At 70.8% G+C, this 26,885-nt stretch carries 25 protein-coding genes and 1 pseudogene; 5 read left to right on the plus strand and 21 right to left on the minus strand.

Translation table 11 applies throughout. The features are described 5' to 3' along the window. Positions 1 to 266: 266 nt before the first annotated feature. From ABEG17_RS02255 to ABEG17_RS02270, 4 genes are all read right to left on the minus strand, one after another. Complete coding sequence (locus ABEG17_RS02255; protein WP_406831628.1) at positions 267 to 1,577, minus strand: RimK family alpha-L-glutamate ligase; 1,311 nt, start codon at positions 1,575 to 1,577, stop codon at positions 267 to 269. A gap of 45 nt (positions 1,578 to 1,622) precedes the next feature. Further along, a complete protein-coding gene (locus ABEG17_RS02260; RefSeq protein ID WP_406831629.1) occupies positions 1,623 to 2,603 on the minus strand; it encodes a tetratricopeptide repeat protein in 981 nt (326 codons plus the stop codon). A gap of 126 nt (positions 2,604 to 2,729) precedes the next feature. Continuing rightward, the gene (locus tag ABEG17_RS02265) at positions 2,730 to 3,728 is read right to left on the minus strand and encodes a hypothetical protein (RefSeq protein ID WP_406831630.1); all 999 of its coding nucleotides are present in this window, start codon (positions 3,726 to 3,728) and stop codon (positions 2,730 to 2,732) included. Continuing rightward, positions 3,725 to 4,393 carry a hypothetical protein gene (locus ABEG17_RS02270; protein ID WP_406831631.1) on the minus strand — a complete coding sequence of 223 codons (669 nt, stop codon included), beginning with the start codon at positions 4,391 to 4,393 and terminating at the stop codon, positions 3,725 to 3,727. Before ABEG17_RS02270 ends, ABEG17_RS02265 begins: the two co-directional genes overlap by 4 nt. A gap of 143 nt (positions 4,394 to 4,536) precedes the next feature. Between ABEG17_RS02270 and ABEG17_RS02275 the strand changes: the two genes are divergently transcribed. Beyond that, a complete protein-coding gene (locus ABEG17_RS02275; protein WP_406831633.1) occupies positions 4,537 to 5,226 on the plus strand; it encodes a TetR/AcrR family transcriptional regulator in 690 nt (229 codons plus the stop codon). Here ABEG17_RS02275 and ABEG17_RS02280 read toward each other — a convergent pair. The 10 genes from ABEG17_RS02280 to ABEG17_RS02325 all read right to left on the minus strand — a co-directional run bounded on the left by ABEG17_RS02280 (position 5,223) and on the right by ABEG17_RS02325 (position 17,898). Next, positions 5,223 to 6,977, minus strand: coding sequence for a methylmalonyl-CoA mutase (locus ABEG17_RS02280; protein WP_406831634.1), 1,755 nt, complete (start codon positions 6,975 to 6,977; stop codon positions 5,223 to 5,225). The two genes, ABEG17_RS02275 and ABEG17_RS02280, sit on opposite strands and share 4 nt — an antisense overlap. Before the next feature lie 167 nt (positions 6,978 to 7,144). Then, the gene (locus ABEG17_RS02285; protein ID WP_406831636.1) at positions 7,145 to 7,660 is read right to left on the minus strand and encodes a MarR family winged helix-turn-helix transcriptional regulator; all 516 of its coding nucleotides are present in this window, start codon (positions 7,658 to 7,660) and stop codon (positions 7,145 to 7,147) included. 10 nt (positions 7,661 to 7,670) lie between these two features. After that, on the minus strand, positions 7,671 to 8,432 hold the full coding sequence (locus ABEG17_RS02290; RefSeq protein WP_406831638.1) for an ABC transporter ATP-binding protein: 762 nt from the start codon (positions 8,430 to 8,432) through the stop codon (positions 7,671 to 7,673). Then, the gene (locus tag ABEG17_RS02295) at positions 8,425 to 9,267 is read right to left on the minus strand and encodes an ABC transporter ATP-binding protein (protein ID WP_406833124.1); all 843 of its coding nucleotides are present in this window, start codon (positions 9,265 to 9,267) and stop codon (positions 8,425 to 8,427) included. Before ABEG17_RS02295 ends, ABEG17_RS02290 begins: the two co-directional genes overlap by 8 nt. Then, positions 9,267 to 12,347 carry an FtsX-like permease family protein gene (locus tag ABEG17_RS02300; RefSeq protein WP_406831640.1) on the minus strand — a complete coding sequence of 1,027 codons (3,081 nt, stop codon included), beginning with the start codon at positions 12,345 to 12,347 and terminating at the stop codon, positions 9,267 to 9,269. The genes ABEG17_RS02295 and ABEG17_RS02300 overlap by 1 nt, the downstream gene beginning before the upstream one ends. A gap of 135 nt (positions 12,348 to 12,482) precedes the next feature. After that, entirely contained in the window at positions 12,483 to 12,791 is a 309-nt protein-coding gene (locus ABEG17_RS02305; RefSeq protein ID WP_406831641.1) for an MTH1187 family thiamine-binding protein, read from the minus strand. A 25-nt stretch (positions 12,792 to 12,816) separates the two neighbouring features. After that, positions 12,817 to 13,893, minus strand: a complete 1,077-nt coding sequence (locus tag ABEG17_RS02310) for a GNAT family N-acetyltransferase (protein WP_406831643.1) — start codon at positions 13,891 to 13,893, stop codon at positions 12,817 to 12,819. A gap of 149 nt (positions 13,894 to 14,042) precedes the next feature. Next, positions 14,043 to 14,507: a DUF4265 domain-containing protein gene (locus ABEG17_RS02315; protein ID WP_406831645.1), complete on the minus strand. Its 465-nt coding sequence runs from the start codon at positions 14,505 to 14,507 to the stop codon at positions 14,043 to 14,045. Beyond that, a complete protein-coding gene (locus ABEG17_RS02320) occupies positions 14,504 to 16,303 on the minus strand; it encodes an FAD-dependent oxidoreductase (RefSeq protein ID WP_406831646.1) in 1,800 nt (599 codons plus the stop codon). The genes ABEG17_RS02315 and ABEG17_RS02320 overlap by 4 nt, the downstream gene beginning before the upstream one ends. Then, positions 16,303 to 17,898, minus strand: coding sequence for a serine/threonine-protein kinase (locus ABEG17_RS02325; RefSeq protein WP_406831647.1), 1,596 nt, complete (start codon positions 17,896 to 17,898; stop codon positions 16,303 to 16,305). Before ABEG17_RS02325 ends, ABEG17_RS02320 begins: the two co-directional genes overlap by 1 nt. 87 nt (positions 17,899 to 17,985) lie before the next feature. On the opposite strand from ABEG17_RS02325, the gene ABEG17_RS02330 reads away from it, so the two are divergent. Beyond that, positions 17,986 to 18,444 (plus strand): oxidoreductase, encoded by a 459-nt coding sequence (locus tag ABEG17_RS02330; RefSeq protein ID WP_406831649.1) that lies wholly within the window; start codon positions 17,986 to 17,988, stop codon positions 18,442 to 18,444. Positions 18,445 to 18,511: 67 nt separating this feature from the next. Here the strand turns inward: ABEG17_RS02330 and meaB are convergent, their stop codons facing one another. The 7 genes and pseudogenes from meaB to ABEG17_RS02365 form a co-directional block, all read right to left on the minus strand. Beyond that, complete coding sequence (gene meaB / locus ABEG17_RS02335) at positions 18,512 to 19,474, minus strand: methylmalonyl Co-A mutase-associated GTPase MeaB (RefSeq protein ID WP_406831651.1); 963 nt, start codon at positions 19,472 to 19,474, stop codon at positions 18,512 to 18,514. A 41-nt stretch (positions 19,475 to 19,515) separates the two neighbouring features. Beyond that, positions 19,516 to 20,718 (minus strand): acetyl-CoA C-acetyltransferase, encoded by a 1,203-nt coding sequence (locus ABEG17_RS02340; protein ID WP_406831653.1) that lies wholly within the window; start codon positions 20,716 to 20,718, stop codon positions 19,516 to 19,518. A 101-nt stretch (positions 20,719 to 20,819) separates the two neighbouring features. Then, entirely contained in the window at positions 20,820 to 21,239 is a 420-nt protein-coding gene (locus tag ABEG17_RS02345; RefSeq protein WP_406831654.1) for a hypothetical protein, read from the minus strand. A gap of 50 nt (positions 21,240 to 21,289) precedes the next feature. Continuing rightward, positions 21,290 to 21,757 carry a pilus assembly protein gene (locus ABEG17_RS02350; protein ID WP_406831655.1) on the minus strand — a complete coding sequence of 156 codons (468 nt, stop codon included), beginning with the start codon at positions 21,755 to 21,757 and terminating at the stop codon, positions 21,290 to 21,292. Further along, positions 21,754 to 22,158, minus strand: a complete 405-nt coding sequence (locus tag ABEG17_RS02355) for a TadE/TadG family type IV pilus assembly protein (protein ID WP_406831657.1) — start codon at positions 22,156 to 22,158, stop codon at positions 21,754 to 21,756. The genes ABEG17_RS02350 and ABEG17_RS02355 overlap by 4 nt, the downstream gene beginning before the upstream one ends. 3 nt (positions 22,159 to 22,161) lie before the next feature. After that, entirely contained in the window at positions 22,162 to 22,362 is a 201-nt protein-coding gene (locus tag ABEG17_RS02360; protein ID WP_406831658.1) for a hypothetical protein, read from the minus strand. A 35-nt stretch (positions 22,363 to 22,397) separates the two neighbouring features. Then, a pseudogene (locus ABEG17_RS02365) lies at positions 22,398 to 22,607 on the minus strand (type II secretion system F family protein); the annotation flags it as partial. Between the two features lie 9 nt (positions 22,608 to 22,616). On the opposite strand from ABEG17_RS02365, the gene ABEG17_RS02370 reads away from it, so the two are divergent. The 3 genes from ABEG17_RS02370 to ABEG17_RS02380 all read left to right on the plus strand — a co-directional run bounded on the left by ABEG17_RS02370 (position 22,617) and on the right by ABEG17_RS02380 (position 26,775). After that, positions 22,617 to 24,290: a recombinase family protein gene (locus tag ABEG17_RS02370; RefSeq protein ID WP_406831660.1), complete on the plus strand. Its 1,674-nt coding sequence runs from the start codon at positions 22,617 to 22,619 to the stop codon at positions 24,288 to 24,290. A 925-nt stretch (positions 24,291 to 25,215) separates the two neighbouring features. Continuing rightward, positions 25,216 to 25,980 carry a hypothetical protein gene (locus ABEG17_RS02375; RefSeq protein WP_406831662.1) on the plus strand — a complete coding sequence of 255 codons (765 nt, stop codon included), beginning with the start codon at positions 25,216 to 25,218 and terminating at the stop codon, positions 25,978 to 25,980. 285 nt (positions 25,981 to 26,265) lie between these two features. Next, a complete protein-coding gene (locus tag ABEG17_RS02380; RefSeq protein ID WP_406831663.1) occupies positions 26,266 to 26,775 on the plus strand; it encodes a hypothetical protein in 510 nt (169 codons plus the stop codon). The last annotated feature ends 110 nt before the right edge of the window (positions 26,776 to 26,885 follow it).

Below are 26,885 nucleotides of genomic sequence, written 5' to 3' on the forward strand. Positions count from 1 at the left end.
TTGTACCCGACATGACGCCGATGAACACCCCACGCCAGTCCGGGCCTCGCTCGTTCCCGCGAACCAGCAGCACGGGTCCCAACCTCGCCACCCTCGACCGCGTCCGCGGTCTGCGACGTCCCCGGTTGATGCAGCCGGAAGCTCGTCGCCACCAGATCGAGCAGGAGTGTCGCGCCTGCTGAAGGCCCACCTTCGCGTCGACCGACGGGCTCCGCCACACCACGGCGGGGCCCGTCAGTCGTGTCCGGAGGCGGGCGGTCCGGCCCTCAGTCGGCCAGGGCCGGAGCCGGGCCGCCGACGACGGTCTCGTCGGCCGCCGACCGTCCCGGGCTCAGCCGCGCGGCCTCGTCCGAGACCCACAGCCGCGTCAGCCCACCGAAGTGGCCCTCGAACTTGTCCCACTCGTGCTTCGGGTAGGTCGCCTGGATCGTGTCGGTCAGCAGCCCACGAAAGTCCGGTGAGTCCACCCACTCGAGGACCATCTCGTCGAGGTGCGGCAGCGCCGCCTCGCAGAACTCGCGGTAGCGGTCGGTCTCGAAGTGGTCGTCCGAAAGTCCTTGGTATGCGGCGAGCTTCGCCTGGTAGTCCAGCGCAGGGTCGTCAGCGATCTCGAACCACGGCCCGGTGTCGACCTGGGTCTTCGCCTTGCGTCCGGTGGCGACGCAGAACACCGACCACTTGAGCAGGGCCTTCATCGCCCAAGGGAAGTAGTAGTGCAGCGAGGTCACGGCGACGTCGGGGCAGGCGTTCGCGTAGTCGATCGGGTAGACCACCCCGTCCTTGACGAGCATCTCGCAGGAGTTGAACTCCCACCGGAAGAACGCGTTGACCGTCTGCGCGATGGTGACCGCCTCGGTGCCCACGCCCTCGGAGAGGAAGCCGTGCTCGACGGCATACCGGTTGTGCATGGGCTCGTCGGGGCGGAACTTCATCACCATGGTCTCCGGGCCGATGGTCAGCGCCCGCGCGAAGACCTCGAACCCGTCGACCGACTTCTGCAGGTGCATGAGCATCTCGCCGGAGTCGTCGTAGGCCTCGTGGAGGTCGGCCTGGTTCTTGATCTGGGTGACGCCGCGCCACGCACCGCCGTCGAACGGCTTCATGAACATGGGGTAGCCGAGCTCGTCGGCGATGCGGTCGAGGTCGAAGGACTTGTTGTAGCGCTCTGACGTGTAGGCCCAGCGGGCGTTGTCGAGGGGGTTCTTGTAGGGGACGAGCACCGTCTCGGGGACGTTCATCCCGAGGCGCAGCAACGCGCAGTAGGCCGAGTGTTTCTCCATGGACTGGAACGTGAACGGGCTGTTGAGCAGGTAGACGTCGTCCATCAGGGCGACCTTCTTGAGCCACTCGCGCGGGTGGTAGTACCAGTGCGCGAGCCGGTCGATCACGAGGTCGTAGCGTGGTTTGTCACGCAGGTTGAATGGCTCGATCGTCACGCGCTCGGTGGCCACGTGGTGCCCGGTGCCGTCCGGTCCGGTGACGACGCCCAGGCGCTGCGCCAGGGTCTCGAACGCGCGGGGCCAGTCGCCCTCGGCGCCGAGGAGCAGACCGATGAGGTGTTCCTGCGATTTCGCCATGCGCCCCATCCTGTCGGCTGGGGCGCCTCCCGGAAAGTGCAGAGCTCAGAAGAGGGCGCTCATCAGCGAGGTGCGCGCCTTGCGCACCCGCTCGTCGTGCGCACCGACGACGGCGAACAGCTGCACGAGGTGGACCCGGGCCTGCTCGCGCTCGTCACCGCTCGTCGCGCGGACCAGGTCGATGAGTCGAAGGAACGCGTCCTCGACGTGACCGCCGAGGACGTCGAGGTCGGCGACCAGCGTCTGCGCTGCGACATCGGTGGGCTTCTCCGCGGCGGCGGCACGGGCGGCCTGGAGGTCGGCGCCCTCGGTGCGCTGCATGAGCCCCACCTGGGCAAGGCCCAGCTCGGCGTCCGCGTCCGCGGGGTTGGCCTTAAGCGCCTTCGTGTATGCCGCGTGGGCTGCGTCGAGGTCGCCGCGCTCGATGGCGTCGTAGGCCTCCTGGTGCAACGGCGGCAGCGGCGGCTCGGACGCCTCCTCCTCACCGCCCTGAGGGCCGGCGTCGGTGACGTCGACCCGGCCGGTGACACCATGCTGGACGGCGAGGCCGAGGAACTCCTCGAGGATCGGGCGCACGGCCTCGGCCGGCTGCACCCCGGCGAACATCGGGACCGGCTGGCCCTGGACCAGACCCATCGTCATCGGGACGCTCTGGACCTGGAAGGCACGCATCAGGGTGGGGTTCTGCTCGACGTCGACGCTGACGACCTGGAGGCGGCCACCGTGGGCAGCGGCGAGCTCGCCGACCGTGTCGAGGTAGGCGCGGGACTCGGGCACTTGCGCGGCCCACAGCACGAGCAGGAGCGGGATGGTGACCGAGGCGTTGGCCACCTCCTGGAAGTTGGCGTCCGTGCCCTCCACCACGAGTCCCGAACGCCCCGGCACACCGGCCGGAGCGGCACCGCCGGCGCGGTCGGCATCCGCGGCGGGCGCGCCCTGTGGGGCGCGGGAGGGTGCCGCACCCTTCAGGCCGGTGAGGTCGATGGCCCCGCGCAGGCCTCCAGCAGTGAACGGCTGATCAGTCATGGGGGCGATTCTCCCTCACGGAGCTCCGTCGTGCGCACGCGCCCTGCAGGCGCGGTCCGGGCGCGTCGAGGCGCGTCGAGGCGCCGAGCATTGGTCGCGATCGTGGTGACGCCGTTCGCAGACCGCTCAGGTGCCCTTGGCCGAGAACAGCACCTCGTCGGCGCCGACGACGCCGGCCTTGCCCGAGGCGGGAACCGTGAAGACGACCGTCTCGTAGGACTTCAGCTCGGCGCTCCTGCTCAGCGCCTTCTTCCTCACCAGGCGCTGGAACTCGGCGCTGGGCGTCAGCGACTTGCCTCCCGCCGCGAGGGTGATGGTGTCCGTGCGCTCGAGCAGGGAGAAGACGAGGGCTCCCCCGCCACGCAGGGCGATCGACACGGTCTGCCTCGGCTGGGCCGTGTGCTTCTGCGTCAGCTTCGCCAGCTTTCCGAACGCCTTGGCCTGCGCCGCGGCGTTGGCTCGCACCGAGGTGGCGAACGGGTCGCCTGGCTCCACATCGGCAGCGTTGGCCGGCTTCGGGTAGTCCAGGCTGGCGGCATACTGCGTGACGAGGTCGGCCGGGGCGACCCCGAGCTTCGTGCCGTCGGTGACCATCGGCGAACCGGAGGCCACGGAGTCCAGGGCCGCGACCTGGGTGCCGGGCGCCATGGTCACCGACGTGCTGAGCCGGAACGGCGTCGTCGCGTCTGGTGACGTGAGCAGGTTGAGCCTGGCCGCACCCTCGGAGGTCGTGGTCTGCACGAGGATGAGGCGCGGGAACGTCGTGCCCCGCGAGATGGCGAGGACCTTCGGGGACTCCGAGCGGGTGAGCGGCAACGACGGGGCTGTGGGCGACGGACCCGTCTGCAGCTTGCTGGCGGCGGTGGCCACGGCCAGGGCGCTCCCGGTCAGTGCCTGTTCGCGCAGGGCCCGAGCCTCTGCGACGGGCGCAGCGGCAGCCTCGTCCGCACGGGCCATGACGCGCTCGGCGATCTTCTGCGCGCTCTGCGCGTCGATGGGGGCGGTGGTCGTCACCTGGGCGGGCGCGGCGTCGTTGACGCCGGCCAGGGTGCTGCCGACTCCGCAGCCTGCGAGCGTCAGGGCCAGGACGCCGGCAGCGATCACGGGCGTGGTCGGGCGCTTCATGCGGAGGCCTCCTCGGTCGGGCGGTCTGGATCGGGCGTGGCTTCCCGCTGGACGTCACGGTGGGTCTCGCGGTGGCGTGCCTGCCACAGCCCGGCACCACCGGCCGCCGCGGCCAGCAGCCCGACCAGCGTCACGAGCAGGGACTGGAAGAACCAGGCGCGGCGCTCGATGGTGACGCTCAGCTCGGCGATGTCGGCGGGCTTGCCGTCCGCGGTGGCCACGACCACGGCCTCGGGTGCGCTCTCCTGGGTGACCTGCAGCTGCGCGCTGCCGTTGCCCTGGACGGTCTGGCGCCAGACGTCTGCAGCGGCCAGGGGCGGCGACTCACCTGCACCGGACTCGGACTGCACGAGGGACCACGAGCGGACACGGGCCCCGGTCACCGTGGTCCTCGCGGCACCGCCGACGACGGCGGCCGCGTCGGAGGGCGTCGCCCGGCCGACGAAGACCGGGCCCGAGTCACGGGTGGTCACGCTGACCGTGGCGGGGCTGTCGACGCGGTTGAGCAGCGACGGCTCGAGCACGACGATGCTCCCCGGGGAGGGGATGCTGGTGAACGTCGCACTGCCGCTCGGGCCGAGGTGGAACGTGAACCAGGCTCCCAGGCCCAGCAGCACGACTCCGATCACGGTCAGCACGGCCAGGACGGCGCGTTTGGCCACCATCGACACAGGCAGAATCCTTACGTGAGTGGGCCGGCACGGGAGAGTTCCCCGCACCGGCGTCGTCCTCCACCATGACCCACCCGCTTCGTGAGGACAAATCCTCCGGCCCCACAAACCGGACGCCGGTGGCATGATCGCCCGTAATGACCACTCGAGCCCGGCACAGCCGCCATCGCCGCCCCGGACGCCCCCGCGAGGAGTCCACGGAGCAGGCGATCACCGCTGCGGCCCGGCAGGTGCTCGCCGACAAGGGCGTGGCCCGGATGTCGATGGAGCACGTGGCCGCCAAGGCCGGCGTGGCCAAGAGCACGCTCTACCGGCGCTGGCCGAGCAAGGTCGAGCTGGCCGTCCACGCGGTCGCCGTGACGTTCGACGACATCGAGGTCGGGGACCACGGCTCGCTCGCCGCCGACATGCGCTCGGGCATCGAGGAGGCCGCCAGCCTCCTGCGCGACCCCTCCACCGGGGGCGCGTATGCCGCGTTGCTCGCCGAGTCGGCCCGTGACCCCGAGGGGGTCGGGCGGCAGGTCCGGGAGTCGCTGTCGACCCGGCTGCACGCGCTCGTCGCGACGTCGGTGTCCCGGGCCATCGACCGTGGCGAGATCGCACCCGAGATGGTGGACGTCGACCTGCTCGCCGACGTCGTCGTGGGTTCGGTGATGCACCGGTCACTGGTGACCGGCGTGCCCGACGAGGCGTTCGTCGACGGCCTCATCGAGCTGCTCGCCGATGTGGCCTACGCCCGGCTGCACCGTGCCGCCCGGCTGCAGCGTGTCGCCCGCGCTGCCGGACCGGCCACCTGGGCCGAACCGGCAGCGCAGCCGTCCGGCTAGAAGCGAGCCGGCTCGCGGTAGACGCCCCACTCGTCGCGCAGGGCGTCACAGATCTCGCCCAGCGTGGCCTCGACGCGGACCGCGTCCAGCATCGCGGGGAGCATGTTGTCCTCGGTGCGCGCGACCTCGACCATGTGGGCGACCGCAGCCCGCACGGCGTCCTCGTCACGAGCGGCCTTGCGGGTGGCGAGGGCAGCCACCTGCTCGGTCTCGACCTCGTGGCTGACCCGCAGGATCTCGAGCTCGTGGGTAACCGAGGCGGTGTGGCAGTTGACGCCGACGACCTTCTTGTCGCCCTTCTCCAGCGACACCTGGTACTGGAAGGCGGCCTCGGCGATCTCGGACATGAACCAGCCGTCCTCGATGCCGCGCAGGATTCCCTTGGTCATGGGCCACTCCACGTCGGTGCGCCCGGTCTTCTCCCGGACCTGGGCGGCCAGGCCCTCGGTGTCCTTGCTCGTGAGGTCGCTGCCGCCCATGGTGAGGATACGGTCGAAGATCGCCTCGGCCTCGGCCTCGATCTTGTCGGTGAGGGCCTCGACGTACCAGCTGCCACCCAGCGGGTCCGCGACGTTGACGACACCGGTCTCCTCCATGATCACCTGCTGGGTGCGCAGCGCGATCTCGGCGGCCTGCTCGCTCGGGAGGGCCAAGGTCTCGTCGAGAGCGTTGGTGTGTAACGAGTTCGTGCCACCGAGGACGGCGGCGAGCGCCTCGACGGCGGTGCGGACGACGTTGTTGTAGGGCTGCTGGGCCGTGAGGCTCACGCCGGCGGTCTGGGTGTGGAACCGCAGCCACTGCGCCTTGTCGCTCTTCGCGCCATACACGTCGCGCAGCCAGCGGGCCCAGATGCGGCGGGCCGCACGGAACTTGGCGATCTCCTCGAAGAAGTCGAGGTGGCTGTCGAAGAAGAACGACAGGCCGGGGGCGAAGGTGTCGATGTCGAGGCCGCGCGACAGGCCGAGCTCGACGTAGCCGAAGCCGTCGGCGAGGGTGAACGCGAGCTCCTGCGCGGCCGTGGAGCCGGCCTCGCGGATGTGGTAGCCGGAGACGGACAGCGGCTTGTAGTCCGGGATCTTCTCGGCGCAGTACTCCATGAGGTCGCCGATCAGGCGCAGGTGCGGCTCAGGCGCGAACAGCCACTCCTTCTGCGCGATGTACTCCTTGAAGATGTCGGTCTGCAGCGTGCCGTTGAGCACCCCGAGGTCGACGCCCTGCCGCTCGGCAGCGACGAGGTACATGCAGAAGACGGGCACGGCCGGGCCGCTGATCGTCATCGAGGTGGTGATCTGCTCGAGCGGCAGCTCGTTGAACAGCACCTCCATGTCGGCGGCCGAGTCGATGGCCACGCCGCAGTGGCCGACCTCGCCGAGGGCCATCGGGTCGTCAGAGTCGCGGCCCATGAGGGTCGGCATGTCGAACGCGACCGACAAGCCGCCGCCCCCGCGCTTGAGGATCATCTTGTAGCGCTCGTTGGTCTGCACCGCGTTCCCGAAGCCGGCGAACTGGCGGATCGTCCAGGTGCGGCCGCGGTAGCCGGTCGGGTAGAGACCGCGGGTGAACGGGAACTCCCCCGGCCAGCCGATGCGCTCGGGCGCCTCGGTGCCGTCGGCCGGACCGTAGGCAGGGTCGACCTCCATCCCGGAGAGCGTGGTGAAGTCGGCGTCGCGCACCCGACCGGTGGACTGGGCTGCGTCGTACCGCGCCTGCCAGCGCTGGGCGCCGGACTGGCCGGGAGTGGTCTGCGTCATGCCCGGCAATTTACTAGGACGTCCTACTAATTGCCAAGCAGCGCTCCCCGCGCCTTCCCCCGCGCCTTCCCCCGCGAAACGGCGGTTGCTCGACGAAACGGGGTCCGTGCGCCCCGTTTCACCGAGCAACCACCGTTTCTGCCGGGTGGGTATGGCGCGGGGCTGGCTCAGGCGTCGAAGTCGGCGGCGCCGATGCGGACCTTGCGTAGGAGGTCGAAGAGCTGCTCGTGCTCGGCGGCGGTGAGCATGCCGAGGCCGAACCGGGCCTCGACGAGGTCCTTGGTCGCCGCCTCCATGGCGTCGCGCCCGGCCGGGGTGATCACGGCGAGGGTGCCGCGGCCGTCGTCGGGGTTCGGTACCCGCTCGACGAAACCCTGGGCGTCGAGTCGCTGGACGATGTTCGTCGCGCTGGTCGGGTGAACCATGAGGCGCTGGCCGATCTTGCTCATCCCGAGCCGCCCGTCGCGGCTGAAGGCGAGCAGGACCAGTGCCTCGTAGCGCGCGAAGCTCAGCCCGTGCCGACCGACGAGGGCGTCGTAGTCGGTGATGAGCAGCTGCTGGACGCGCATGATCGAGGTGGCGCTGGCCATGGCCAGGGGCTGGGAGGTCCGCCCCCACCGCTTGGTCCACAGCTGTGCCGCACGCGTGATCGGGTCGAACGGCAGGCGGATGGGCTTGGGCACGCGCAGCAGGCTAGCTGCGGGGAACGCGCACCGTCTCGAGGTGTCCGTCATCGAGACGGATCTCGCCGTCGGCCTGCGCCGCGGCCTCCGGGTCGTGGGTCGCCATCACGACGATGGCTCCGCGCTCGGCCTCGGCCCGCAGCAGGGCGAGCACCTTCTCGCGGTTGTCGTGGTCGAGCTCCGAGGTGGGTTCGTCGGCGAGCAGCACCCTTCCCCGCAGGGCCAGGCCCCGAGCCACCGCGACCCGTTGCTGCTGACCGCCGCTCAGCTCCTCGGCGAGGTGGCTGCCCGACTCCTCCAGCCCCACGGCGGCCAGGGCCGCCTGCACACGGTGACGCGTGTGCTCTGCCGACACCCCCCGGGCCAGCAGCGGGAGCTCGAGGTTCTCGCGCGCGGTGAGAAGGACGGCGAGCGCACTCCCCTGCGGGATGACCTCGATCCCGAGGCTCGCCCCCTGGGAGCGTTCGGTGACCACGTCGTCGCCGAGGCGGACCGCGCCCTCTGCCGGGACGGCGCCGGCGATGGCCCACAGGAGGGAGGACTTGCCGGCACCGCTGTGACCTGTCACCGCGATGAACTCACCTGCGTAGGCGTCGAACGACGCAGCATCGACCGCCACGGTGTTGCCGTACCTGACGCTGACCGCGTCGACCACGAGGGGCGGCGACTCGACGTCCTCCTCCGGGTGGCCCGGACCGCCGTTCTCGACAACACCTCTCGGGATGGTCGCCGATGATCCTCGGCGACCTCGGGGACGACGACGCTCAGGCATCCGGGGCGCCTCCGTTCTGCGGGATGAGGGTCCAGACCCCGTCGACGTGGTGCACGCGGACGAGGGCGCCGGGCGGGAACGCGTCCACGGCTGCGGCCGGCAGCGGCAGCGATCCGTCGGCCGACACGACGGCATACTCCTCGCCCGCCCGGCCCTCGCTGCCCACCCGGCCGTCGCGGATCGTGACGGTGCGCGGCAGGCGTGCCGCGACGTCGGGGTCGTGGGTGACGACGACGATCGTCGTGCCCCACTCCTCGTTGACGCGGTGCAGCGCGTCGAGGACGACGTCGCGGGAGGTGTGGTGGAGCTGGCTGGTCGGCTCGTCGCCGAGGAGGAGACCGGGTCGGCTCGCGAGCGACACCGCGAGGGCGGCGAGCTGGAGCTGCCCCGGCGGCAGGGAGTCGAGGGGTTCGGTGGCGGCGTGGTCGAGGCCGACGAGCTCGAGCACCTCGCCGGCACCCGGGACGCCCCGGCCGGCCTTGACCGCCGACCGCTGCGCGAACTCGACGTTCTGTCGGGCAGTGAGGTAGGGCAACAGGTTTCGCGTCGCACCCTGCAGGATGATGCCGACGTCGGCGGCTCGGAAGCGGTCGAGCTCCGGCTCGGTCATCGTCGACAGCTCGTGCTCCCCCACCCGGACGCGACCGGCGCTGGGCCGCATCAGACCGCCGAACAGCGTCAGGAGGGTCGACTTGCCTGCACCCGACGGACCGAGCAGGCCGACCACCTCGCCCGGGTCGACCACGAGGTCGACGCCGGACAGTGCCGCGACGTCGTGCCCCTCGGCACGATAGATGTGGACGAGCCCACGAGTGCTGACCCCGAGACCGTTCATCACACGGACTCCCTGATCCGGCGCAAGGCGATCCGTCTGCCGCAGCCCACGGCCGCAGCCGCGCCCACCGGGAGCAGCACGAGCAGCGCCGCCACGGTGGCGAGCAGGACGGCCGGGACGGAGGGAGCGATCTGCACCTCGGGCACCGGGGTGCTGGGGTCGTCGAACAGCGGCAGCAGGGGCATCGCCACCAGCGCCGAGACGGCCCCGCACACCGTGCCCACCGCGGTGCCGACCGCGACCAGCACGAGCTGTTCACGCACGAGTGCACGACGCAGCACCGGCAACCGGACCCCGGCCATGTGGAGGGCGGCGAGGTCGCGGGCCACGACCCGCCAACCGGTCACGGTCATGACGACCACCACGAGTGCGGCCAGGAGCACGGCCATCAGCCCCGTGAATACGGCAAGGCGGATGCCCCACCCGGAACCCGAGGTGTCGAGCCGCTCCTTGGCCGTCTCGTAGGTCGTCGTGCGGAGCACCCCGATGCCCGCCTGAGTCAGTCCGGCACGGACCGCCGAGGCCTGCGCCGGGTCCTTGAGCCACACCGACATCGTGCCGCCCGACTGGAGGCTCCCGCCGAGGCGTTCCAAGGTCGAGAAGTCGACCATGACGCCGCGGGCGCCGACCACGGGGAGCGCGGCCGGACGCTGGGCGGACGAGATCGTGATGGGCGCGCCGGTGATGCTGACGGCGGTGAACGCCTCCGCCGTGCCGCCGGGAGGAACGCGGCCGGCGAGGAGGCCCGGCACCTGGGCGGGGACGTCGCCATACGTGCGGCCGACGGCGACCCCACTGGAGCGGATGTCGAACACCATCGTGTCGGCGGCAGGGCTCGTCAGCCCGAGCCGGTCGGTGCTGTCGGCGGAGATGGGGGCGAAGGCGTTCCAGCTCTTCGGGTCGGACACGCCGATGGAACGACCGTCCAGACCGAGTCCGGCGACCGTCACGGTCCCCGAGGCCGACGCCGTGACCGGGTCGGTGGGGCGGAACTCGATGCTGTTGAGGCGGCACCCGGACGGGCAGAGCAGCGGCGTCGAGAGCGTCGCTGAGCCGGAGCCGTCCGCGGGGAAGGTCGTGACCTGTCGCAGCAGCGAGGTCCCGTCCGGGCCGGTCACGGTCAGCCGCATCTCGATGGGCATCAGCGCCTGCCCCGGCGGACTGAAACCCCCCGTGTCGGTCGCAAAGTGCCACGTGACCTTGCCGGTGATGCGCTGCCCCCTGAGCAGCACGGTCTGCACCGAGGGAGGCCTGAGCGCGTCGAGCCGCAGCTGCTGCCCGGCGGGCGCGTAGGCGACGGACGCGAAGTGCTCGGCGTCGACGGCGATCGTCGGCGTCGAGTCGGCGGCCACCTGGCGGACGACGGCGACGGGGGTGACCCTGTCGCCGCTGGGGTCGATCCGGCGGACCGCGGCCGACAGCGCCGTGGGGTTGCGGCTGTCCGTCTCGAGGACGAGCGGGGCTCCCACCTGCAGCTGGGCCCTCGCGGTCCAGTTGCGGTTGGCGACCACGACGGCGTTGGCGGCGAACACGGTCAGGGCCACGGCGACGCTGACGACGGTGACGACCTTGCGCATCGCCGGTCGCCGCTGCAGCCCGAAGGCGGTGAGGGCCGGGCCGATCTGGCCGCGCGACAGACTGGTCCGGCCCGTGGACCGCGCCACCGGCACGGCGAGCCGCGACGTCACGAGACCACCGGCCAGGGCGACCAGGGTCGGGGTCAGGAGGGCGAGGGGACCGGTCAGGGTGCGTGTGGCCAGGCCGACGAGGCCGAACACGGCCAGGGCGACGGCGAGGACGTCGACGACGGCAAAGGCCCCTGCGCGGCTCGGTGACACCCGGCGCAGCAACGACGAGATCGCCTGCTGCTGAAGGGGCCGTACGGCGACGACGATGGCCAGAGCGCAGACGGCGGCCGCGGCTGCGAGGGCCACCAGCGAAAGGACCGGCACCTCGAACGGCACTCCCGGTGCGAGCAGCGTCCGCCGCACCAGCTCGGAGAGCAGCACGGCCAGGCCGAACCCCAGCGGCAGGCCGATCGCGACCGTCAACCCCAGCTCGGCCATGACCAGGCGTCCCGCGCCTTCGCGGCTGCGCCCCCGAAGGCGTGCGAGGGCAGCCTCGGGTCGCCGCTGCTCGACGGCCGCCTGCGCCACCAGCAGGAGGATGGCTCCAGCGAGCAGCCCGAGCTGGGCCATCAGCAGCGGGACGATGACGCGCAGCTGGCGTTGTCCTCCCGTCACGCTGGAGATGACGAGCGGCAGCTCGCTCTCGACGAGGGTGCTGCCCTGAGACGAGCCGCTCCCCCTCGCCCCGATGACCCCGGTCACCTCCTCGAGGTTGTCGACGGACAACAGCTCACGACGTAGCGGGTAGGTGAGGGTGGACGACACCTGCACCCACGCCTTGCCGAAGGTCTTCTCCGTCGTGACGAAGTCGTCGATGCCGGGCACGATCTCGGTGCCCACGGGAATGAGCGTGCCCGACTTCCCGTCGAGCTGGGTGCGCAACCAGTAGGCCGGATCGGGCTTGACGCCATAGAACCCGACGACCTTGAGCGGAGCGATGGTGTCCGGCGGTCGCGGGTAGACCTTGACGTCCGGACCGGGCACGTCGACCCGGAAGACCTGGCCGATCGTCCAGCCCCAGGCCTTCTGGTCCTTGGCGGAGACGAGCACCTCGTTGTCGTTGGCCGGGCACGACCCCGACGTCAGCGTGAGGTGCGTGCAGGCATCGGTCCTCGCCACGATGCGACCCGGCGACGGCTTGAGGCCGGTCCGGGGCACGACGTCGATGACGTCGGACATCTGACCGATCGGGGCGGCATACAGGGCGCTGACCTCGCGCGGCACCGAACTCGCAAGCGACTCCGAGCGGAGCAGGGGGTCGGTGGAGGTGCGCCCACCCCTCGCGACCAGCGCGGTGTCCGCCACGGGCGCCCCGTCGACCGCCGATCGCAGGAGCGACTGCTCGAGCCCACGCTCGTAGAGGGGCGCGAAGACGGCGCAGGCGGTCACGAGGGTGGACAGGAGAACGAGCACCACGGCTTGGGCGCGGCGGTACCTGATGGCTGCCCACATGTGCCCGTCGCCCTCCCCTGCGCGTGTGCGGCGCCGGCTCATCCGCGACGCTCCCGGTCGACCCTAGGGCGACAACGTTCGCCCAAAGGGCACGTTCCGGCAACGATTGACGGCCGAGGGCCGTTCGGGGAGGACCTACTGCTGTGCGTCGATGGCAGCCTCGAGGCGGTCGAGCTTCCCGGTGAGCTCGCCGGTGAACCCCTCACGGATGTCGGCCTTGAGGACGAGCGAGACGCGGGGACCGTGTGCCGCGACGGCATCGACGGCGCCCTTGACGACCGCCATGCACTCGTCCCACTCCCCCTCGATGGTCGTGAACATCGAGTCGGTGCGGTGCGGCAGTCCAGAGGCGCGGACCACCGCGACCGCCGCGGCGACGGCTTCACTCACGGAGCCGGTGGAGTCGGCGGCGGCGGACGGGGCGACGGAGAAGGCGACGAGCATGCCCCCACCGTATGCCGTGCGCCCGTCAGTCCCGTACGTGGCGCTGGTAGGCCAGCAGGGCCTCGACCCGCCGGAACCCGAGCTCCTCGTTGACCCCGACCATCTGCGCGTTCTGCTCGGCGTTGCACGTCTGCACGCGCTTCGCCGTCGGCGCGACGCTCGCCAGCTCCTGCAGGCCCCTGACCTTGACGGCCATGCCCAGTCGCCGGCCGCGGTGCTCGCGACGCACCAACGTGCCCCACTGCATGACCTCGTCGGGGTCGTCGGCCGACACCACGAGGTCGTTGTAGCCGACCACCTCGCCGCTCGGCGCGACGGCCACGGTGTGCACCGTCGTGCGACCCTGCTGCGTCAGGTGCTCCCACTGCTCGACGTAGGTGGTGGGGCTCAGCGACTCCGCCTCGAAGTCCACCGCACCCGTCGGCGCATCCACACCGAGCAGGTTCGAGCAGTCGCAGTAGGACTGCTGCAGCGACTCGGGGAGGAGGCCGACGTACGACTCGACGCGGTAACCCTCGTGCCGCCGAGCCGCCTCCATCGCCAGCCCTGCGAGCCGGACCGGATCGAGCGGGAGGTCGAGCAGCCTGCGGATCTCGGTGTTGGCCCACGTGAAGCCGTGCCGCTCGGCGAATCGCACGTGCGGGTGGTCCGCGCGCCCGGTGTCCGGCACGTGGCTCTCGACCAGGACGGTGCTGCGCCCCTCCTCCCGAGTGCGGTCCACGAGCTGTTCGACCAGGGCGCCGCCGGCACCGCGTCGTCGCAGGCGGGGGTCGACGTCCACCTCGGCCCAGGTGAGGCGGGTGTTGTCCAGGAGCGGGAACCAGTGCATGGCCACGCCCGCGAGCTCGCCGTCGACGAGGGCGACCCAGGGCTCGAGCCGTTCGACCGTGCTCGCGGAGCGCAGGTCGACGACCACTTCGCGCAGGGACAGCCGCTTGGCCCACGGGCGCTGGTGGCCACGTGAGGCGACCAGCGCGGCGTGGGCGGCAGCCACTTCCGCATCGTCGTCAACCGCGAGACGGCGGACAAGGACGTCACCACGGCCGTCGTCGCGGCGGACGTGGATGTCCGTCGCCGTGCTGGACCGGTGCATTGCTGGCATGGGACGAGTGTCGGCCTGTGGCGCCGCGGGCCACAACAGGTTTACCGCGCCACTAGAGGTTCACCGCGTCACGACAGGTTCACCGCCCTGGGACCGGACCCTGTCGGCCACGGTGTTCGAGCCGGTTGATCCCTCAGGACGCCCGCCGGTCAGCTGGGCTCGACGCCGAGGTCGAACTCCCACCGACCGTCGTCGCGGCCCGCCGAGAGCAGCTCGAGCAGGGCCACTGCGTCCACGTCCGGGGGGACATCGGCAGCCACGAGCCCGTACTCGGTCTGACGCGCCCGGCACCCCAGGCGCGTCAGGGCGGAGACGACCACGGTGAAGGAGGTGTCGCCGAACGGGACCACGCGCACCACACCGTGACCGGACTCGAGAAGCACGTCGGTCACCCACCACGAGTCCTCGTCGACCTCCACGACGGAGACGATGTCGTCCACGGCGAGCCCGCTGGCGAACACGGGGGTGCCCACCAGGACACAGGCGCCGTCGGGCCGCATCACGGCGTCGATCTCCTCGGCCTCGAAGGGCGGGTAGCCGTCCTCGTCCTGCTCCAGCGCGACGTGGACGAGTACGGGGGTGCCCGCCTCGGGGTCGGGCGACGCCTTGGTCACGAGGCCTCCGGTGGGTTCAGGTGCGCGTGGACGAGCGCGACGGTGGCGGCGCCCTCGCCGCTGGCCGAGGCGACCCGCTTCATCGAGCCCGCGCGGACGTCGCCGGCGGCGAAGATGCCTGGGACCGTGGTCTCCAGCGCCGCGGGTGGACGCCCACCGGTCCAGAGCGGCTTGGGCACCTCGCGCCCGGTGTAGACGAACCCGCGTCCGTCGCGCACGACGGCCTGGGGCAGCCAGTCGGCGCAGGGGTCGGCGCCGAGCAGCAGGAACAGGCCGTCCGCGTCGACCCGGGTCGCGCCCTCCGGACCGGCGAGCTGCAGCCACTCGAGGCGACCGTCACCACCACCGGCGGTGACCTGGGTGGAGGTCGCGACCGTGATCCGCGCGGTGGCTGCGATCTCGCGGACGAGGTAGTCGGACATGGTCGCGGCCAGGTCGGGGCGCCGTACAAGGAGCGTCACCGAGCGTGCGTACCGGGCGAGGTGGACCGCCGCCTGTCCCGCCGAGTTGCCCCCGCCCACGACGAAGGCGGCCCGGCCCTCCATCTCGCGCGAGGCGCTCGTCGCGGCGCCGTAGTAGACGCCGAGCCCGACGAGCTCCTCGAGGGGCTCGATGCCGAGGCGCCGGTAGCGCACGCCGGTCGCCACGAGGACCGCCCGTGCCCGCAGCGGTCCCCCCTCCGTCTGGATCACGTGAGCCTCCCCCGGCTCGGAGGCCGGTGTGAGGGACTCGGCCGCCAGTCCGGTGTAGATCCGGGCCCCGAACCTCGTGGCCTGGAACCGCGCCCGTTGCGCGAGCCGCATGCCGGAGATCCCCCGAGGGAACCCGAGGTAGTTGCGGATCATCGAGCTGGTGCCGGCCTGTCCGCCGACGGCGTCCTCCTCGAGCACGACGGTGTCGAGCCCCTCGGAGGCGCCGTACACGGCGGCCGCGAGGCCGGCCGGACCGGAACCGACGACGACGAGGTCGGCCACGTCGTCGGAGTCCACCACCTGCGGCGAGCCGTAGACCAGTCGGGCGACCTGGCGGGCGGTGGCGCCCTCCAGGACGGCGCCGCTCCCCACCCCACCCGAGGCCACCACGGGGAACGCCGGAGCGGCGCCGCTCTGCACCGAGGGCAGCCCGGTGAGCACCTCTCGGCCCACTGCGCTGTCGGGGCGGTGCACCCTGTGCGGGATCCCCATCCGGTCGAGGAAGTCACGGATGCGCGCCACCTCGGCCGAGTTGGCGCCGTCGATGATCTGCACGCCCTCCACCTCGGGGGTGGAGGCGGTCCAGCCCCAGTCCGAGAGGTACTCGGTGACGGCGGTGTGGAACTCCTCGTCGCGCGGGCCCTGCGGGACCAAGAGGTAGGTGTCGATTCGTCCCTGCTGCAAGGCTTCCCGCAGCTTCGGCAGCGACAGCCCGAAGTCGCCGCGGGCGGTGAGGCAGATCCGACGGGCCGTCGGCAGGAGGGCGTGCAGCTCGTCCATGAGGACGAGGCCGCTGACAGCAGCCGCCGAGGCTCCGTCTGCGGAGGGCGCTTCGCTCCCGGGCGGCGCGCCGGGGGGCGCCGCGTCTGCGGGGAGCCGCCAGCCGATGCCGAGCAGGGCGACCGGCTGGCCCTGCTCCAGGGCCTCGGCGACGACGGCGCGGACACGCGAAGCGCTGTCGGCGCAACGGATGTCGTAGTCCCGGGCGTACCGCGCGAACTCGCTGTCGACGGTCGGCAGGTGCTCGGGTGCGACGGCCAGGACGAGCGCAGGACGGACCCGAGCGGGCGTGGACGACGCCTCGGTAGCGGCCGCCGTGGTCATCAGGCCTGGCCGTCGCCGCTGATCAGCCACGCCTTGCCGTTCGGCTCCACCGTGATCCGGTGCACCTCCTGGGAGTCGCTCCCATCGGCCTTGTGGAAGGTGAGCTGCACGATCACCGTGCCCACCGCAGCGTCCGCCTGGGTCTGGCCGACGTCGACCGACTTGATGCCGGACCAGAAGCTCTCGTAAGCCTGCCGCCCCGTCTTCGCCTGGTAGGCCGGGGTGAGCTCAGCGAAGGTGTCATCGCGCTTGTTCTTCTTCGTGACGTCGCCGTAGTAGCCCTTGATGAACTTCGCCAGAGCCGCGTTGTCGGGCGCCTTCGTCGTGGTCGTGGTCGTCGTCGACGACGGGGTCTGGGTGGTCGTCGTGCTCGTCGAGGAGCTCGACGAGCTGGTGCTGCTCGACGAGGACGGGGCCGACGGCGTCGTCGTCACGGCGGGAGCCGTCGTCGTGGCCACCGGGGGGGTCTGCGCGTCCGTGCCGCCAGAGCCGTTGGGACGCGTGAGCAGGTAGGCCAGGGCCACGACACCGAGCACGGCCAGGCCCACGAGGATCGGCACGAGCGGCGAGCGACGCCTGCGTCGGTCGTCGCCGGGGCTCGGGGGCTCCTCGTCGTATCCGAGCGGGGGTCCCGGTGGCACTGCGGCCGCCGCCGCAGGCGCAACCGGGCCGGCCGGTTCGATCTGCTGCGTGGACTCCACGCGGTCGCGGATGACCTCGGTCGCAGCGGCGCCACCGAGGGCAGCCGCCGCGCCCGCACCCAGGGGGGTGCCGACGGGCAGCGCCATGGTGGCGTCACCGGCGGCGATCCGGCTCAAGCGCTCGGACGCCGTGTCCATGTCCCAGCGCTGTTGCGGGTCGGCGTTCATCATGGCGGCGATCGCGCCACCCAGAGGGCCGGCCTTCTCCATCGGCCTCGCCTCGCCGGAGGCGATGGCCTGGAGGGTCGCGAGCGGGTTGGCCTGCGACTCGTACGGAGGGTGACCCTCGACGGCGTAGTAGAGGGTCGCACCGAGCGCCCACACATCGGAGGCCGACGTCGGGTCGCCGCCACGAGCGAGCTCGGGCGAGAGGTAGCCGGGGGTGCCCGTCATGAAGCCGGTCTGCGTGAGCTGGTCGTCGGTCTGCGCGCGGGCGATGCCGAAGTCGCTGATCTTCGGCGTGCCGTTGCGGTCCATGAGGATGTTGCCGGGCTTGATGTCGCGGTGCACGATCCCGAGCTGGTGGGCGCGGGCCAGGGCGCGGGCGACCGCACTCCCGATGGCAGCGGCCCTGGTCGGGGACAGGGCGCCGGTGTCGCGGATCGTCTCGGCCAGGCTCTGGCCCTCGACGTACTCCATGACCAGCCAGTGCGCGTCGTCCTGGTCGACGATGTCGTAGACCCCGACGGTGTTGGCGTCGTTGAGCGAGGCGGCGATGCGGGCCTCACGCATGGCGCGGGCAGCAGCGGCGGGATCTCCCGGCAGCGCGCCGACCCGCTTGACCGCGACCTCGCGACCGAGCACGGTGTCGAGGCAGAGCCAGACGGTGCCCATCCCACCACTACCGATGGAACGCACGACCTCGTAGCGTCCGGCGATGAGCTCGGGCTGCACAGGGATCCTTTCGTCGGGTCGCCCATCACCCTATGACGTGCGGCCGCCCCTTGACACTCGAGCACCTTGACGTGCCACGCTGCACGGATGCGACCGAGTCTGTACGAGTTCGCCGGTGGGGAGCCTGCGTTCCTGTCGCTGGCCGCAGCCATGCACGTGCGGTGCCTGGAGGACCCGGAGCTCAACCACCCGTTCTCCCACCCGGGTCAGCACCCCCAGCACGTCGAACGCCTTGGCCTCTACTGGGCGGAGGTGCTCGGCGGTCCCCCGCGGTTCTCCACCGAGTGCAACGACCAGAGCGCGATGCTGCGGCTGCACGCGGGGCACGGCGAGGGCATGGCCGAGCTGGGTGTGCGGTTCGTCGAGTGCTTCGTCGCCGCGGCCGACGACGCGCACCTGCCGGAGGACGCCGAGTTCCGGGCGGCTCTGCGGGCCTACATGCAGTGGTCGGTGACCGAGATGAACACCTACAACCCCGAGGGCTCACAGGTCCCCGACGACCTCGGTGTGCCGCGCTGGGACTGGGACGGCCTCGTCCGTCCCTGAACCACCTCCCTGAACCACCTCCCCCTGACCATCGGCGGCGCGAGGGGCCGGGGAGGCGACGCGGAGCTCAGCTGAGGGCGGCCACGACGTGGTCGGCGGCGGCATACGGGTCGGTCGTCCCGTCCACGACCTGGCCGGCCAGCTCGTCCACCCCGCTGCCGTGGCGCAGGTCGCCCATCTTTGCGCGCAGCTGCTGGAGCGCGATGGCCTCGATCTCGTCGCCGGCGCGGCGGACCCGGCGCTCGCGCAGCGCGCCGGTCTCCTCCATCCAGGCGACGTGCTTGTCGAGGGCCTCCATGACCTCGTCAATGCCTTGGGCCTGTGCCGCAACGGTTTTCACGACAGGTGGACGCCAGAGGTTGGGCTCCGTGCGGTCACCGAGGGAGATCATGTGGCGGATGTCCCGCACGGTGGCGTCGGCGCCCTCGCGGTCGGCCTTGTTGACCACGAAGAGGTCGCCGATCTCGAGGATGCCGGCCTTGGCCGCCTGGATGCCGTCACCCATGCCGGGTGCCAGCAGGACGATCGTGGTGTCGGCCAGCCCGGCGATCTCGACCTCCGACTGACCGACGCCGACCGTCTCGACGATGATCACGTCGCAGCCGGCGGCATCGAGGACACGCAGCGCCTGCGGCGTGGTCCACGACAGCCCGCCGAGGTGGCCGCGGCTGGCCATCGAGCGGATGTAGACCTCGGGGTCGAGGACGTGGTCCTGCATGCGGATCCGGTCACCGAGGAGGGCGCCACCGGAGAACGGTGACGACGGGTCGACAGCCAGCACCCCGATGCGCTTGCCCCGGGCCCGGAACGCCGCGACCAAGGCGTTCGTCGACGTCGACTTGCCGACGCCGGGGCTGCCGGTGACCCCGATGATGTGCGCAGTGCCGCTGTGCGGGGCGAGCGCGGCCATCACCTCACGCAGGGCGGGGTGGGCGTCCTCGACGAGGCTGATCAGCCGCGCGACGGCGCGGGGCGAGCCTGCCCTGGCCGACTCGACCAGGGCAGGGACGTCAACGGTGCGGGGAGCCAAGCGGCCGGTCCTCCGGTCGATGAGTTCAGGCAGGGTGGGGGTCAGGCGGTCTTGTGGACGCGGACGATCAGGGCGTCGCCCTGTCCGCCGCCGCCACACAGTGCGGCGGCACCCACGCCACCGCCGCGACGCTGCAGCTCCAGGGCCAGGTGCAGGGCGATGCGGGCGCCGGACATGCCGATCGGGTGCCCCAGGGCGATGGCGCCGCCGTTGACGTTGACCTTGTCGAGGTCGATGCCGAGCTCCTTGGCCGAAGCCAGGCCGACCGCGGCGAACGCCTCGTTGATCTCGATGAGGTCGAGGTCGGCCGGCGTGATGCCCTCGCGCTCGCAGGCCTTCGCGATGGCGCGGGCCGGCTGCTGCTGCAGGGTCGAGTCGGGTCCGGCGACCATGCCGTGCGCCCCGATCTCGGCGAGCCAGGTGAGGCCCAGCTCCTCGGCCTTCGCCTTGCTCATGACGACCACCGCGGCGGCGCCGTCGCTGATCTGGCTGGCGGTGCCGGCGGTGATGGTGCCGTCCTTGGAGAAGGCGGGACGCAGCTTGCCGAGGGTCTCGGTGGTCGTGTCGGCGCGGATGCCCTCGTCCGTGCGGAACTCGACCGGGTCGCCCTTGCGCTGCGGGATCGACACGGGCACGACCTCGTCGTCGAAGAGGCCGTCCTTCCATGCACGGGCCGCGAGCTGGTGGCTGCGTGCCGAGAACTCGTCCTGCTGCTCGCGGGTGAACTCCTGGGACCCGGTGTTGGCCTGCTCGGTGAGCAGTCCCATCGCCTGATCGGTGAAGGCGTCCCACAGCCCGTCGAAGGCCATGTGGTCGCGCATCGTCACGTCGCCGTACTTGTAGCCCTCACGCGACTTCTCCAGCAGGTGTGGTGCGTTGGTCATCGACTCCTGACCACCGGCGACGACGACGTCGCACTCCCCCGCGCGGATCAGCTGGTCGGCCATCGCGATGGCGTTGATGCCCGAGAGGCAGACCTTGTTGATGGTCAGGGCGGGGACGTCCATCGGGATCCCTGCCTTGGCTGCGGCCTGGCGAGCGGGGATCTGCCCCGCTCCGGCCTGCAGCACCTGGCCCATGATCACGTAGTCGACCTGCTCCGGCGCGACGCCGGACTTGTCGAGCGCGCCCTTGATGGCGAAGCCACCGAGGTCGGCTCCGCTGAAGCCCTTGAGCGAGCCGAGGAGGCGGCCCATGGGGGTGCGGGCCCCCGCGACGATGACGGAAACGGGACGGTCGGACATGGTTCAAGCCTCCAGCGCCATTGGTGTGGTTCACCCGGCACTCTAGTCGGGCCGCATGGGTGCGGGAGGGCCCGGGCGGGTGGCCCTGACCACACGCCGCCTCAACCCTGCACGTCGGCCCGGGCGCGGGACTCCACCGTGATCGTCACCGAACCACCGAGTGTGTCGAGCAGTCCACCGACGAGGGGCAGGTCGGCCTCACCGGTGAGGCGGACCACCGCGGTCCGGCCGTCGGGACTGCCCGTGCCCGAGGTGACCGCCCAGGCGTTCAGGCCGACCGGCAGCGGGCGTTCGGCGAGGTAGCGCTGCGCCGTGGCGGCGACCGTGGCGTCACTGACCGGCACCGACGCATCGATCCCGTCCTGGTAGGCACCGAGGTCGAGGGAGTCCGCGGCGTCGAGCGCGGCACCGTCCGCGACGTCGAGCAGACGCATCCGCGAGAGCTGGGCGGAGGTGACCGCGATGGTCCCGACGACCAGCAGGATGGCCACGATCGTGTAGCCGAGGATGAGGATGCTCACCTGGCCAGCCTCGCCTCGACGGGTCAACGCGCGCTGCCACGTGGGGGCGGTCATCGTGGGGCCCGGAAGCGGTCGACCACGGCGACATGGCTGGCAGAGACGGGCACCTGCAGCGGCACCAGGTCACGGGCGAACGCGGGGACGAACGGAAGGGGCACCGTCACGGTCGCCCCGACCTCGATCCGACCCTCGGGCCGCAGGCACGGGGTGCCGTCACAGCTCAGGGTCAGCGCACCTTGTCCGCCCCCGAAACCCTGGTCCTCGAAGGCGATTTCCGCAGCAGCGCGGGCTCGGGGCTCGGCAGACTCCAGCGACTTCGCCGTGACGTAGCCACGAGCGGCTTCACGCGCCGCGGCCGAAGCGGCATACGCCCCCGCCTGGAGTCGGGCCATGGTCATGACGAGGTAGATCAGGGGCACCAGCATCAGCACCCCGAGCACGACGAACTCGACCACGGCGCTCCCACGCTCGTCGCGATAGCGCGCTCGTGCCAGGCGTCGCCGGAGCGCGAGGATCACTGGGACTCCAGGAACGCGCGGCCCACGACGTCAAGGCTGCGATCCGGCCCGAGGGGGCCGAGGACGGGAAGCGGCGCGACCACGCGGACGGACACGGCCTGGACGCCACCGGACTCGGTGAGGCTGACGCTGACGTCTTGGGCGAAGCGCGGTGACAGCGACGCCGCGATGAGCTCGCGGGTGCGCTGAGCGCCCTCCTCGGGTCGCGCGCCGTCCCGGGCCCCCAGCCTCGCGCCTTCGGACGCACAGGAGATCAGGGTGTTGCGGATGTGCAGGGCGAGCCCGAGCTGAAAGACCGCGACGAAGAGCAGGGTCACCAGCGCGGCGACCATGGCGAAGTCGGCGACGGCTGCCCCCGAGTCACCGCGTCCCGCACCCCTCGGGCGGCTGGGCCGGGGCATCGCTCAGGGGCCGGAGACGGTGTTCATCGCCCGGCTGAACAGCGCTCGGAGCTGGTCGTCGGCCACGGTCCACAGGACCGCCACCAGTCCGGCCGTCATGAGGGTGATCATCACCCAGCCGGGAACGTCACCGCGTTCGCCTCGATGCGCGGCGAGGTGGAGCGCGTGCTCCGCCCGGGTCAGCGCCTTGGTGAGGACAGTCATGGGTCTACCTTTCGTCGAACGATCAGATGGAGCGATCAGATGGAGAACCGGAGGAACGAGAAGCCGGGATAGATCGCGAACAGCACCGTGATGGGCAGGACGAGGAAGACGACCGGGACCATCATCGCGATCTCCTTCTTGCCCCCGGCCTCCATCACCGCCCGGCGCCCGGTCTCGCGGACGTCCTGGGCCTGAGCTCTCAGGACGTCGGCCAGTGGAGTGCCCCGCTCGACGGCTTGAATTACGGTGAGCACATGATCCCCTCGGAAGCGAATCTTCCTCTCCGCGCCGCCACATACGCGCGGCAATCCAAGGCTCGTGCCGACGAGAGCGCCGCCTCGCCACAAGCGCAGAGAGAAGCTGCCACGTCCTTCGCGGCTGCGCGTGGCTGGCAGCACGTCGGGCACTACGAGGACGTCGGAGCGTCGGGTTACGACCCGAAGGCCGAACGCCCCGGGCTGGACGCGCTCCTCGCCACAGTGCGGCGTCGCGAGGTGGACGTGGTGATCGTCTACCGGCTCGACCGTCTAACGCGTCGCGGCGTCGTCGAGGCGGTACGTCTTGTCGGCGAGTTCGCAGAGCATGACGCGGCCCTGTCCTCCGTCATGGAGCCCTATCTCGACACCTCCACGCCGATGAATCGCGGGATCTTCGGCCTGTTCGCGGCGATGGCAGAACAGGAGTCAACCAACATCGAGCAGCGCACCCGTGCAGCGAAAGCTGTTCTTCGCAGAGCGGGCTCCTACGCGGGAGGCCCGCGCGTCTTCGGCTACTCCCTCGGTAAGGAGTACCGCGATGGACTCACGATCACGGTTCTTGTTCCCGTTCCCAAGGAGGCCGAAGTCATTGCCGACGTCGCCCGCCGCGTCCTTGAGGGCGCCTCCATCGCCGGAGAAGCTAAGCGACTCAACCGCGAGCGCATCCGCACCTCGACGGGCAAGAAGTGGGCAACTGCGTCACTCTCGCGGCTCCTGAAGTCCCCCACCATCGCGGGCTACCTCGTCGAGCGACGACCAACGATGATCGACAGCCTCGACGAAGACGGAAAGCCCAGGAAGATCCAGCGCGGCTATGAGCGAGTCGTCATTCGAGATGAGTCCGGTCGTCCTGTTACCGCGTGGCCAGCTGTCGTCGATCCGACGGACTGGCACCGCCTACAGGAAGTCATTGGGACGCGCTCGTCGGGTCGTGGGCCTCGGCCAAACCCCACGCTCCTCGGCGGTGCCGACTTCTTTCGGTGCGGCGACTGCGGGGGCCGCATGGGTGGGGACCGTCGGGGGGAAGGGCGGGGTTCGTACCGCTGCATTCGGCATCGCAGCGGTTCAGACGACTGCAAGGGCGCTGCAATCTCGATGCCGCACTTGGACGCCTACCTCTCCCGGCTCGTCTGGGACCGCGCGGTCGATCTCGACCCGGACGACGCTGACGACCTTGCGACCCTCCGCTCCATCGCGATTCGTTTCAACGATGCGACCGAGTCCGATCCGGAAGCTGACTCCGCGAGGCGCGCCGCGCTTGCCGTCATCGCGGACGCTGAGACCGCGCTGAACCAACTCGACGACGACCGCGCAGCCGGGGTCTTCGCAGGGCCCTTCGGAACCGAGCGATACCGGCGACAGGCCTCCGCGCTTGACGACCGCGCGGAGGCCGCGAGGGCGACGTTGGCGACGATCCCCGAGCCGACCTCCGGCGACGACCTCTCGGGTCTCTTGGAACTCCTCACTGTGCTTCGCGATGCGGACGTCATCGACTCGTCAGAGTCGCCCTGGCAGACATGGACTATGGAGGAGCGTCGGGCCTTCCTCTCACTCTTCCTCGGCGACGTCACCCTCACGAAGGCGGCAGGTCGCGGCGGCGGCGACAAGGTCGCGTGGCGGGGCGCCGAGCGGCTCACTGTGAAGTGGGTTGGAGAGGTTGTGCCGTTCTAGCGAGTCCCTCGCTGACCACGTGGACACCTCTCCGGCCTTGCAACGCGCGTCACGGGTCGGTGTCGGACGCGGCGGAGCGGGGGCTGGGGCCGCTCAAACCTTCACTGAGGGTTGCTTTTGGCAAAGCGCTAGTAGTTGGCATCTATACCTCTCTCTCTCTTAGAAGCCCAATAGAACCGTTTCACCAAAAGTCACCCGCAGTGAAGGTTTCAGAGCCCACAGCGCACGCCTGGCCCTCTCCGCAACGCGCGTCACAGCACTGCCGAAAACTAGTGCCCAAATACGTGAGTCGGAGAGCCTCCCAGCGGACACCTAACCCTCTGAGCCAAGAGCCGAACGCTCGCCTATCAAGAGGAGGAGGCCCGGTGCCGACCCAATCCATGACCTGCGCTGCCTGCGGCGCCCACCGCAACGACGCGCGCGCGGATGCCGTCTACTGCACGAACCGATGTCGGGCACGAGCGCGTCGCGAGTGGCTCGCAGAGTGGCGAACACTCACACTTCGCCAGACCGAGGCCGTCATCGCTGGCGACACCGCGGCCCTCGACGAGATCCGCGAGCTCGCTATCGACCTCGACCTCCGCGGTCGGCGATGAGCACCGCTGATCGCCTGAAGTTAGACGTCATAGAGCGCCGTGCACGCGTCCTCCTGGCGCAGGTCCGCACGCTACGTGCGACCGCCTTCTAGGGCGGTTCGTGCCCCTCCTCGACGGCCCCACGGATCCGGTCCTGAGCAGTGCCGACAGCCTCGCTATGCGAGTTGGGTCTGTCGGCACTGCCCTGTGCCGGGACACTCCCGCCTCCCGGCATGCACGACGGCGCCCTTCCGCGCCTGAGCGATGCCCAAGAGGGCTTCGCATCCGAAGGCCAAGAGGCCGACGGCTACCCACGAGAGGACTCCTTCCATGATTAGGACTCGCATCCCATGCCAACCGCCACCTTCGACGAGAGCGATCTCGTCCTCGCCGCCCGCGTAACCCTCCTCTTCGCGGTTCGACCCTTCCCCGAGGGCTTCCCCGGCACCGACGAGGACACCGCCTCCGTCATCATCGACCGCGCTGACGCCCTAGCCCTGGCATCCGCCCTACGCCCTGGCGTACGTCGTAACCGCTTCTTCGCCGCCCTTCGCCACCTCTCGGAGCTCGCCGCGTCCGCCGCCGCGCAGATCGCGGACGACACCGGACAGGACGCGGCCCTTCCCGCTCTGGCCCTCGCGCGTCACTCCCGCGGCGAGGTGCTGACCGTGGCCCGCTACAACGACGAGGACGCGGTCGAGGACGCTGTCGACGCGTGGGACCGTCACCTCGTCCCCGCATGCCTCCTCGACAGGGTTGAGGTCGAAATCGACGAGGTCCTCCCCGCCATCCTCGGAATCGAGTCGGTCCATCACCGAGCCCTCCCCGCCTCCGCTGTCCCAGGCCTTCGCCTTTCGTCGGACGACCAGACCGACGAGACCGATGAGGTCAACGTCGATGACGTTGTGCGCCCGTGCCCCGGCCCGTGCGGCCTGATGCTCCCTGCGTCCACGTTCCGCTCGCTCAGTGGAGGCACGCGCTACCACCAGTGCCGAAGCTGCATGCGGGAGTACCGACGTTCCTGGGCTGCCACGCACCCTGGCCACGTCGCTCGTTACGCACGCCACAAGGCCTCCGTATACGAGCCGCGTCCGGGCTGGTCGTTCGGCGTCTAACGCCCCACGAACTCCTCGACACAAGGCCCACGCCTCGGAGCCGTCGAGGTGAGTCCTAGGTAGGACTCCGCGAGTGCCCTCCCTGCGCCACAGCGACGCAGGGAGGGTGCCCGTCTCATTGCTTCCTCCGCCCAACAGCGGAGGTTGGTGGCCTGCGGGTGGGCCGCTCCTTCGGATCGCCGAGGCTCTCAACACCGTTGGGAGCCTCGGCTTCCCCACGCTCTGGGACGCACCCCCTGGAAAGTCCACAGCCACCACCACTTCCAACCCTCCAAGGAGCGCTCCGTGGGACGCAAGAACAACAACCGCGAGGTAGGCCGCGCGACCTACGGCGTCGCTCGTCTCCGCATCCCGCCACCCCCACTGATCCGACGCGGCGAGACGGCCATCCTTGGCGGTGAAATCCCTACCCCTGTCGTAGACCGCCAACCTTCTTGCAGCACTGCTCAGGTTGGCGAGGCGAGGCCTCGGGAGAGCACACGTCCCGCGCTCGACCCTGTCGGTGTCGCGGCTGTCCTCAACGGCCCCGGCTTTCGGATCGGATCTCGACGGCGTCGCGGCGAGAAGGGACGAACCCTCTGGCTCAAGGTCCGCAGCACCGACGAGGCATACGCCCACGACGCCGCATATGTCCTACAGACCGTGGCCCGGCCAATGTCCCGCGACCGCGGCATCTTCGCGATCCGCGCCGAAGGACGGCGAGCTCACCGCATCGTCGAATGCGCCGCGCATCTTCTTGGCGGTGACGTCGTCGGTTACGTGGAGCGTGCGCTCGCAAGCACCGACGACGGCTGACGTAGGGGCGACCGGAGCGGGAGCTACGGCGCGCGACCCCCCTCCCCCGCCTCCGTCCCTCTCCGTATTGGCATGGCGTCTACGCCAGCCGCTGCTCTCTTCTCTGTTTT

The organism is Pedococcus sp. KACC 23699 (genome assembly GCF_045348425.1).
Classification (GTDB): domain Bacteria; phylum Actinomycetota; class Actinomycetes; order Actinomycetales; family Dermatophilaceae; genus Pedococcus.

Bases quoted from the DNA above. Each gene is read 5' to 3' on its own strand.
- ABEG17_RS02295 (WP_406833124.1), bottom strand. From the start codon at position 9,267: ATGAACGGTCTCGGGGTCAGCACTCGTGGGCTCGTCCACATCTATCGT.
- ABEG17_RS02375 (WP_406831662.1), top strand. From the start codon at position 25,216: ATGCCAACCGCCACCTTCGACGAGAGCGATCTCGTCCTCGCCGCCCGC.
- ABEG17_RS02370 (WP_406831660.1), top strand. From the start codon at position 22,617: ATGATCCCCTCGGAAGCGAATCTTCCTCTCCGCGCCGCCACATACGCG.
- ABEG17_RS02290 (WP_406831638.1), bottom strand. From the start codon at position 8,432: ATGCCTGAGCGTCGTCGTCCCCGAGGTCGCCGAGGATCATCGGCGACC.
- ABEG17_RS02355 (WP_406831657.1), bottom strand. From the start codon at position 22,158: ATGCCCCGGCCCAGCCGCCCGAGGGGTGCGGGACGCGGTGACTCGGGG.
- ABEG17_RS02330 (WP_406831649.1), top strand. From the start codon at position 17,986: ATGCGACCGAGTCTGTACGAGTTCGCCGGTGGGGAGCCTGCGTTCCTG.
- ABEG17_RS02275 (WP_406831633.1), top strand. From the start codon at position 4,537: ATGACCACTCGAGCCCGGCACAGCCGCCATCGCCGCCCCGGACGCCCC.
- ABEG17_RS02360 (WP_406831658.1), bottom strand. From the start codon at position 22,362: ATGACTGTCCTCACCAAGGCGCTGACCCGGGCGGAGCACGCGCTCCAC.
- ABEG17_RS02310 (WP_406831643.1), bottom strand. From the start codon at position 13,893: ATGCCAGCAATGCACCGGTCCAGCACGGCGACGGACATCCACGTCCGC.
- ABEG17_RS02255 (WP_406831628.1), bottom strand. From the start codon at position 1,577: ATGGCGAAATCGCAGGAACACCTCATCGGTCTGCTCCTCGGCGCCGAG.
- ABEG17_RS02280 (WP_406831634.1), bottom strand. From the start codon at position 6,977: ATGACGCAGACCACTCCCGGCCAGTCCGGCGCCCAGCGCTGGCAGGCG.
- ABEG17_RS02300 (WP_406831640.1), bottom strand. From the start codon at position 12,347: ATGTGGGCAGCCATCAGGTACCGCCGCGCCCAAGCCGTGGTGCTCGTT.
- ABEG17_RS02320 (WP_406831646.1), bottom strand. From the start codon at position 16,303: ATGACCACGGCGGCCGCTACCGAGGCGTCGTCCACGCCCGCTCGGGTC.
- ABEG17_RS02265 (WP_406831630.1), bottom strand. From the start codon at position 3,728: ATGAAGCGCCCGACCACGCCCGTGATCGCTGCCGGCGTCCTGGCCCTG.
- ABEG17_RS02270 (WP_406831631.1), bottom strand. From the start codon at position 4,393: ATGGTGGCCAAACGCGCCGTCCTGGCCGTGCTGACCGTGATCGGAGTC.
- ABEG17_RS02260 (WP_406831629.1), bottom strand. From the start codon at position 2,603: ATGACTGATCAGCCGTTCACTGCTGGAGGCCTGCGCGGGGCCATCGAC.
- ABEG17_RS02305 (WP_406831641.1), bottom strand. From the start codon at position 12,791: ATGCTCGTCGCCTTCTCCGTCGCCCCGTCCGCCGCCGCCGACTCCACC.
- ABEG17_RS02340 (WP_406831653.1), bottom strand. From the start codon at position 20,718: ATGTCCGACCGTCCCGTTTCCGTCATCGTCGCGGGGGCCCGCACCCCC.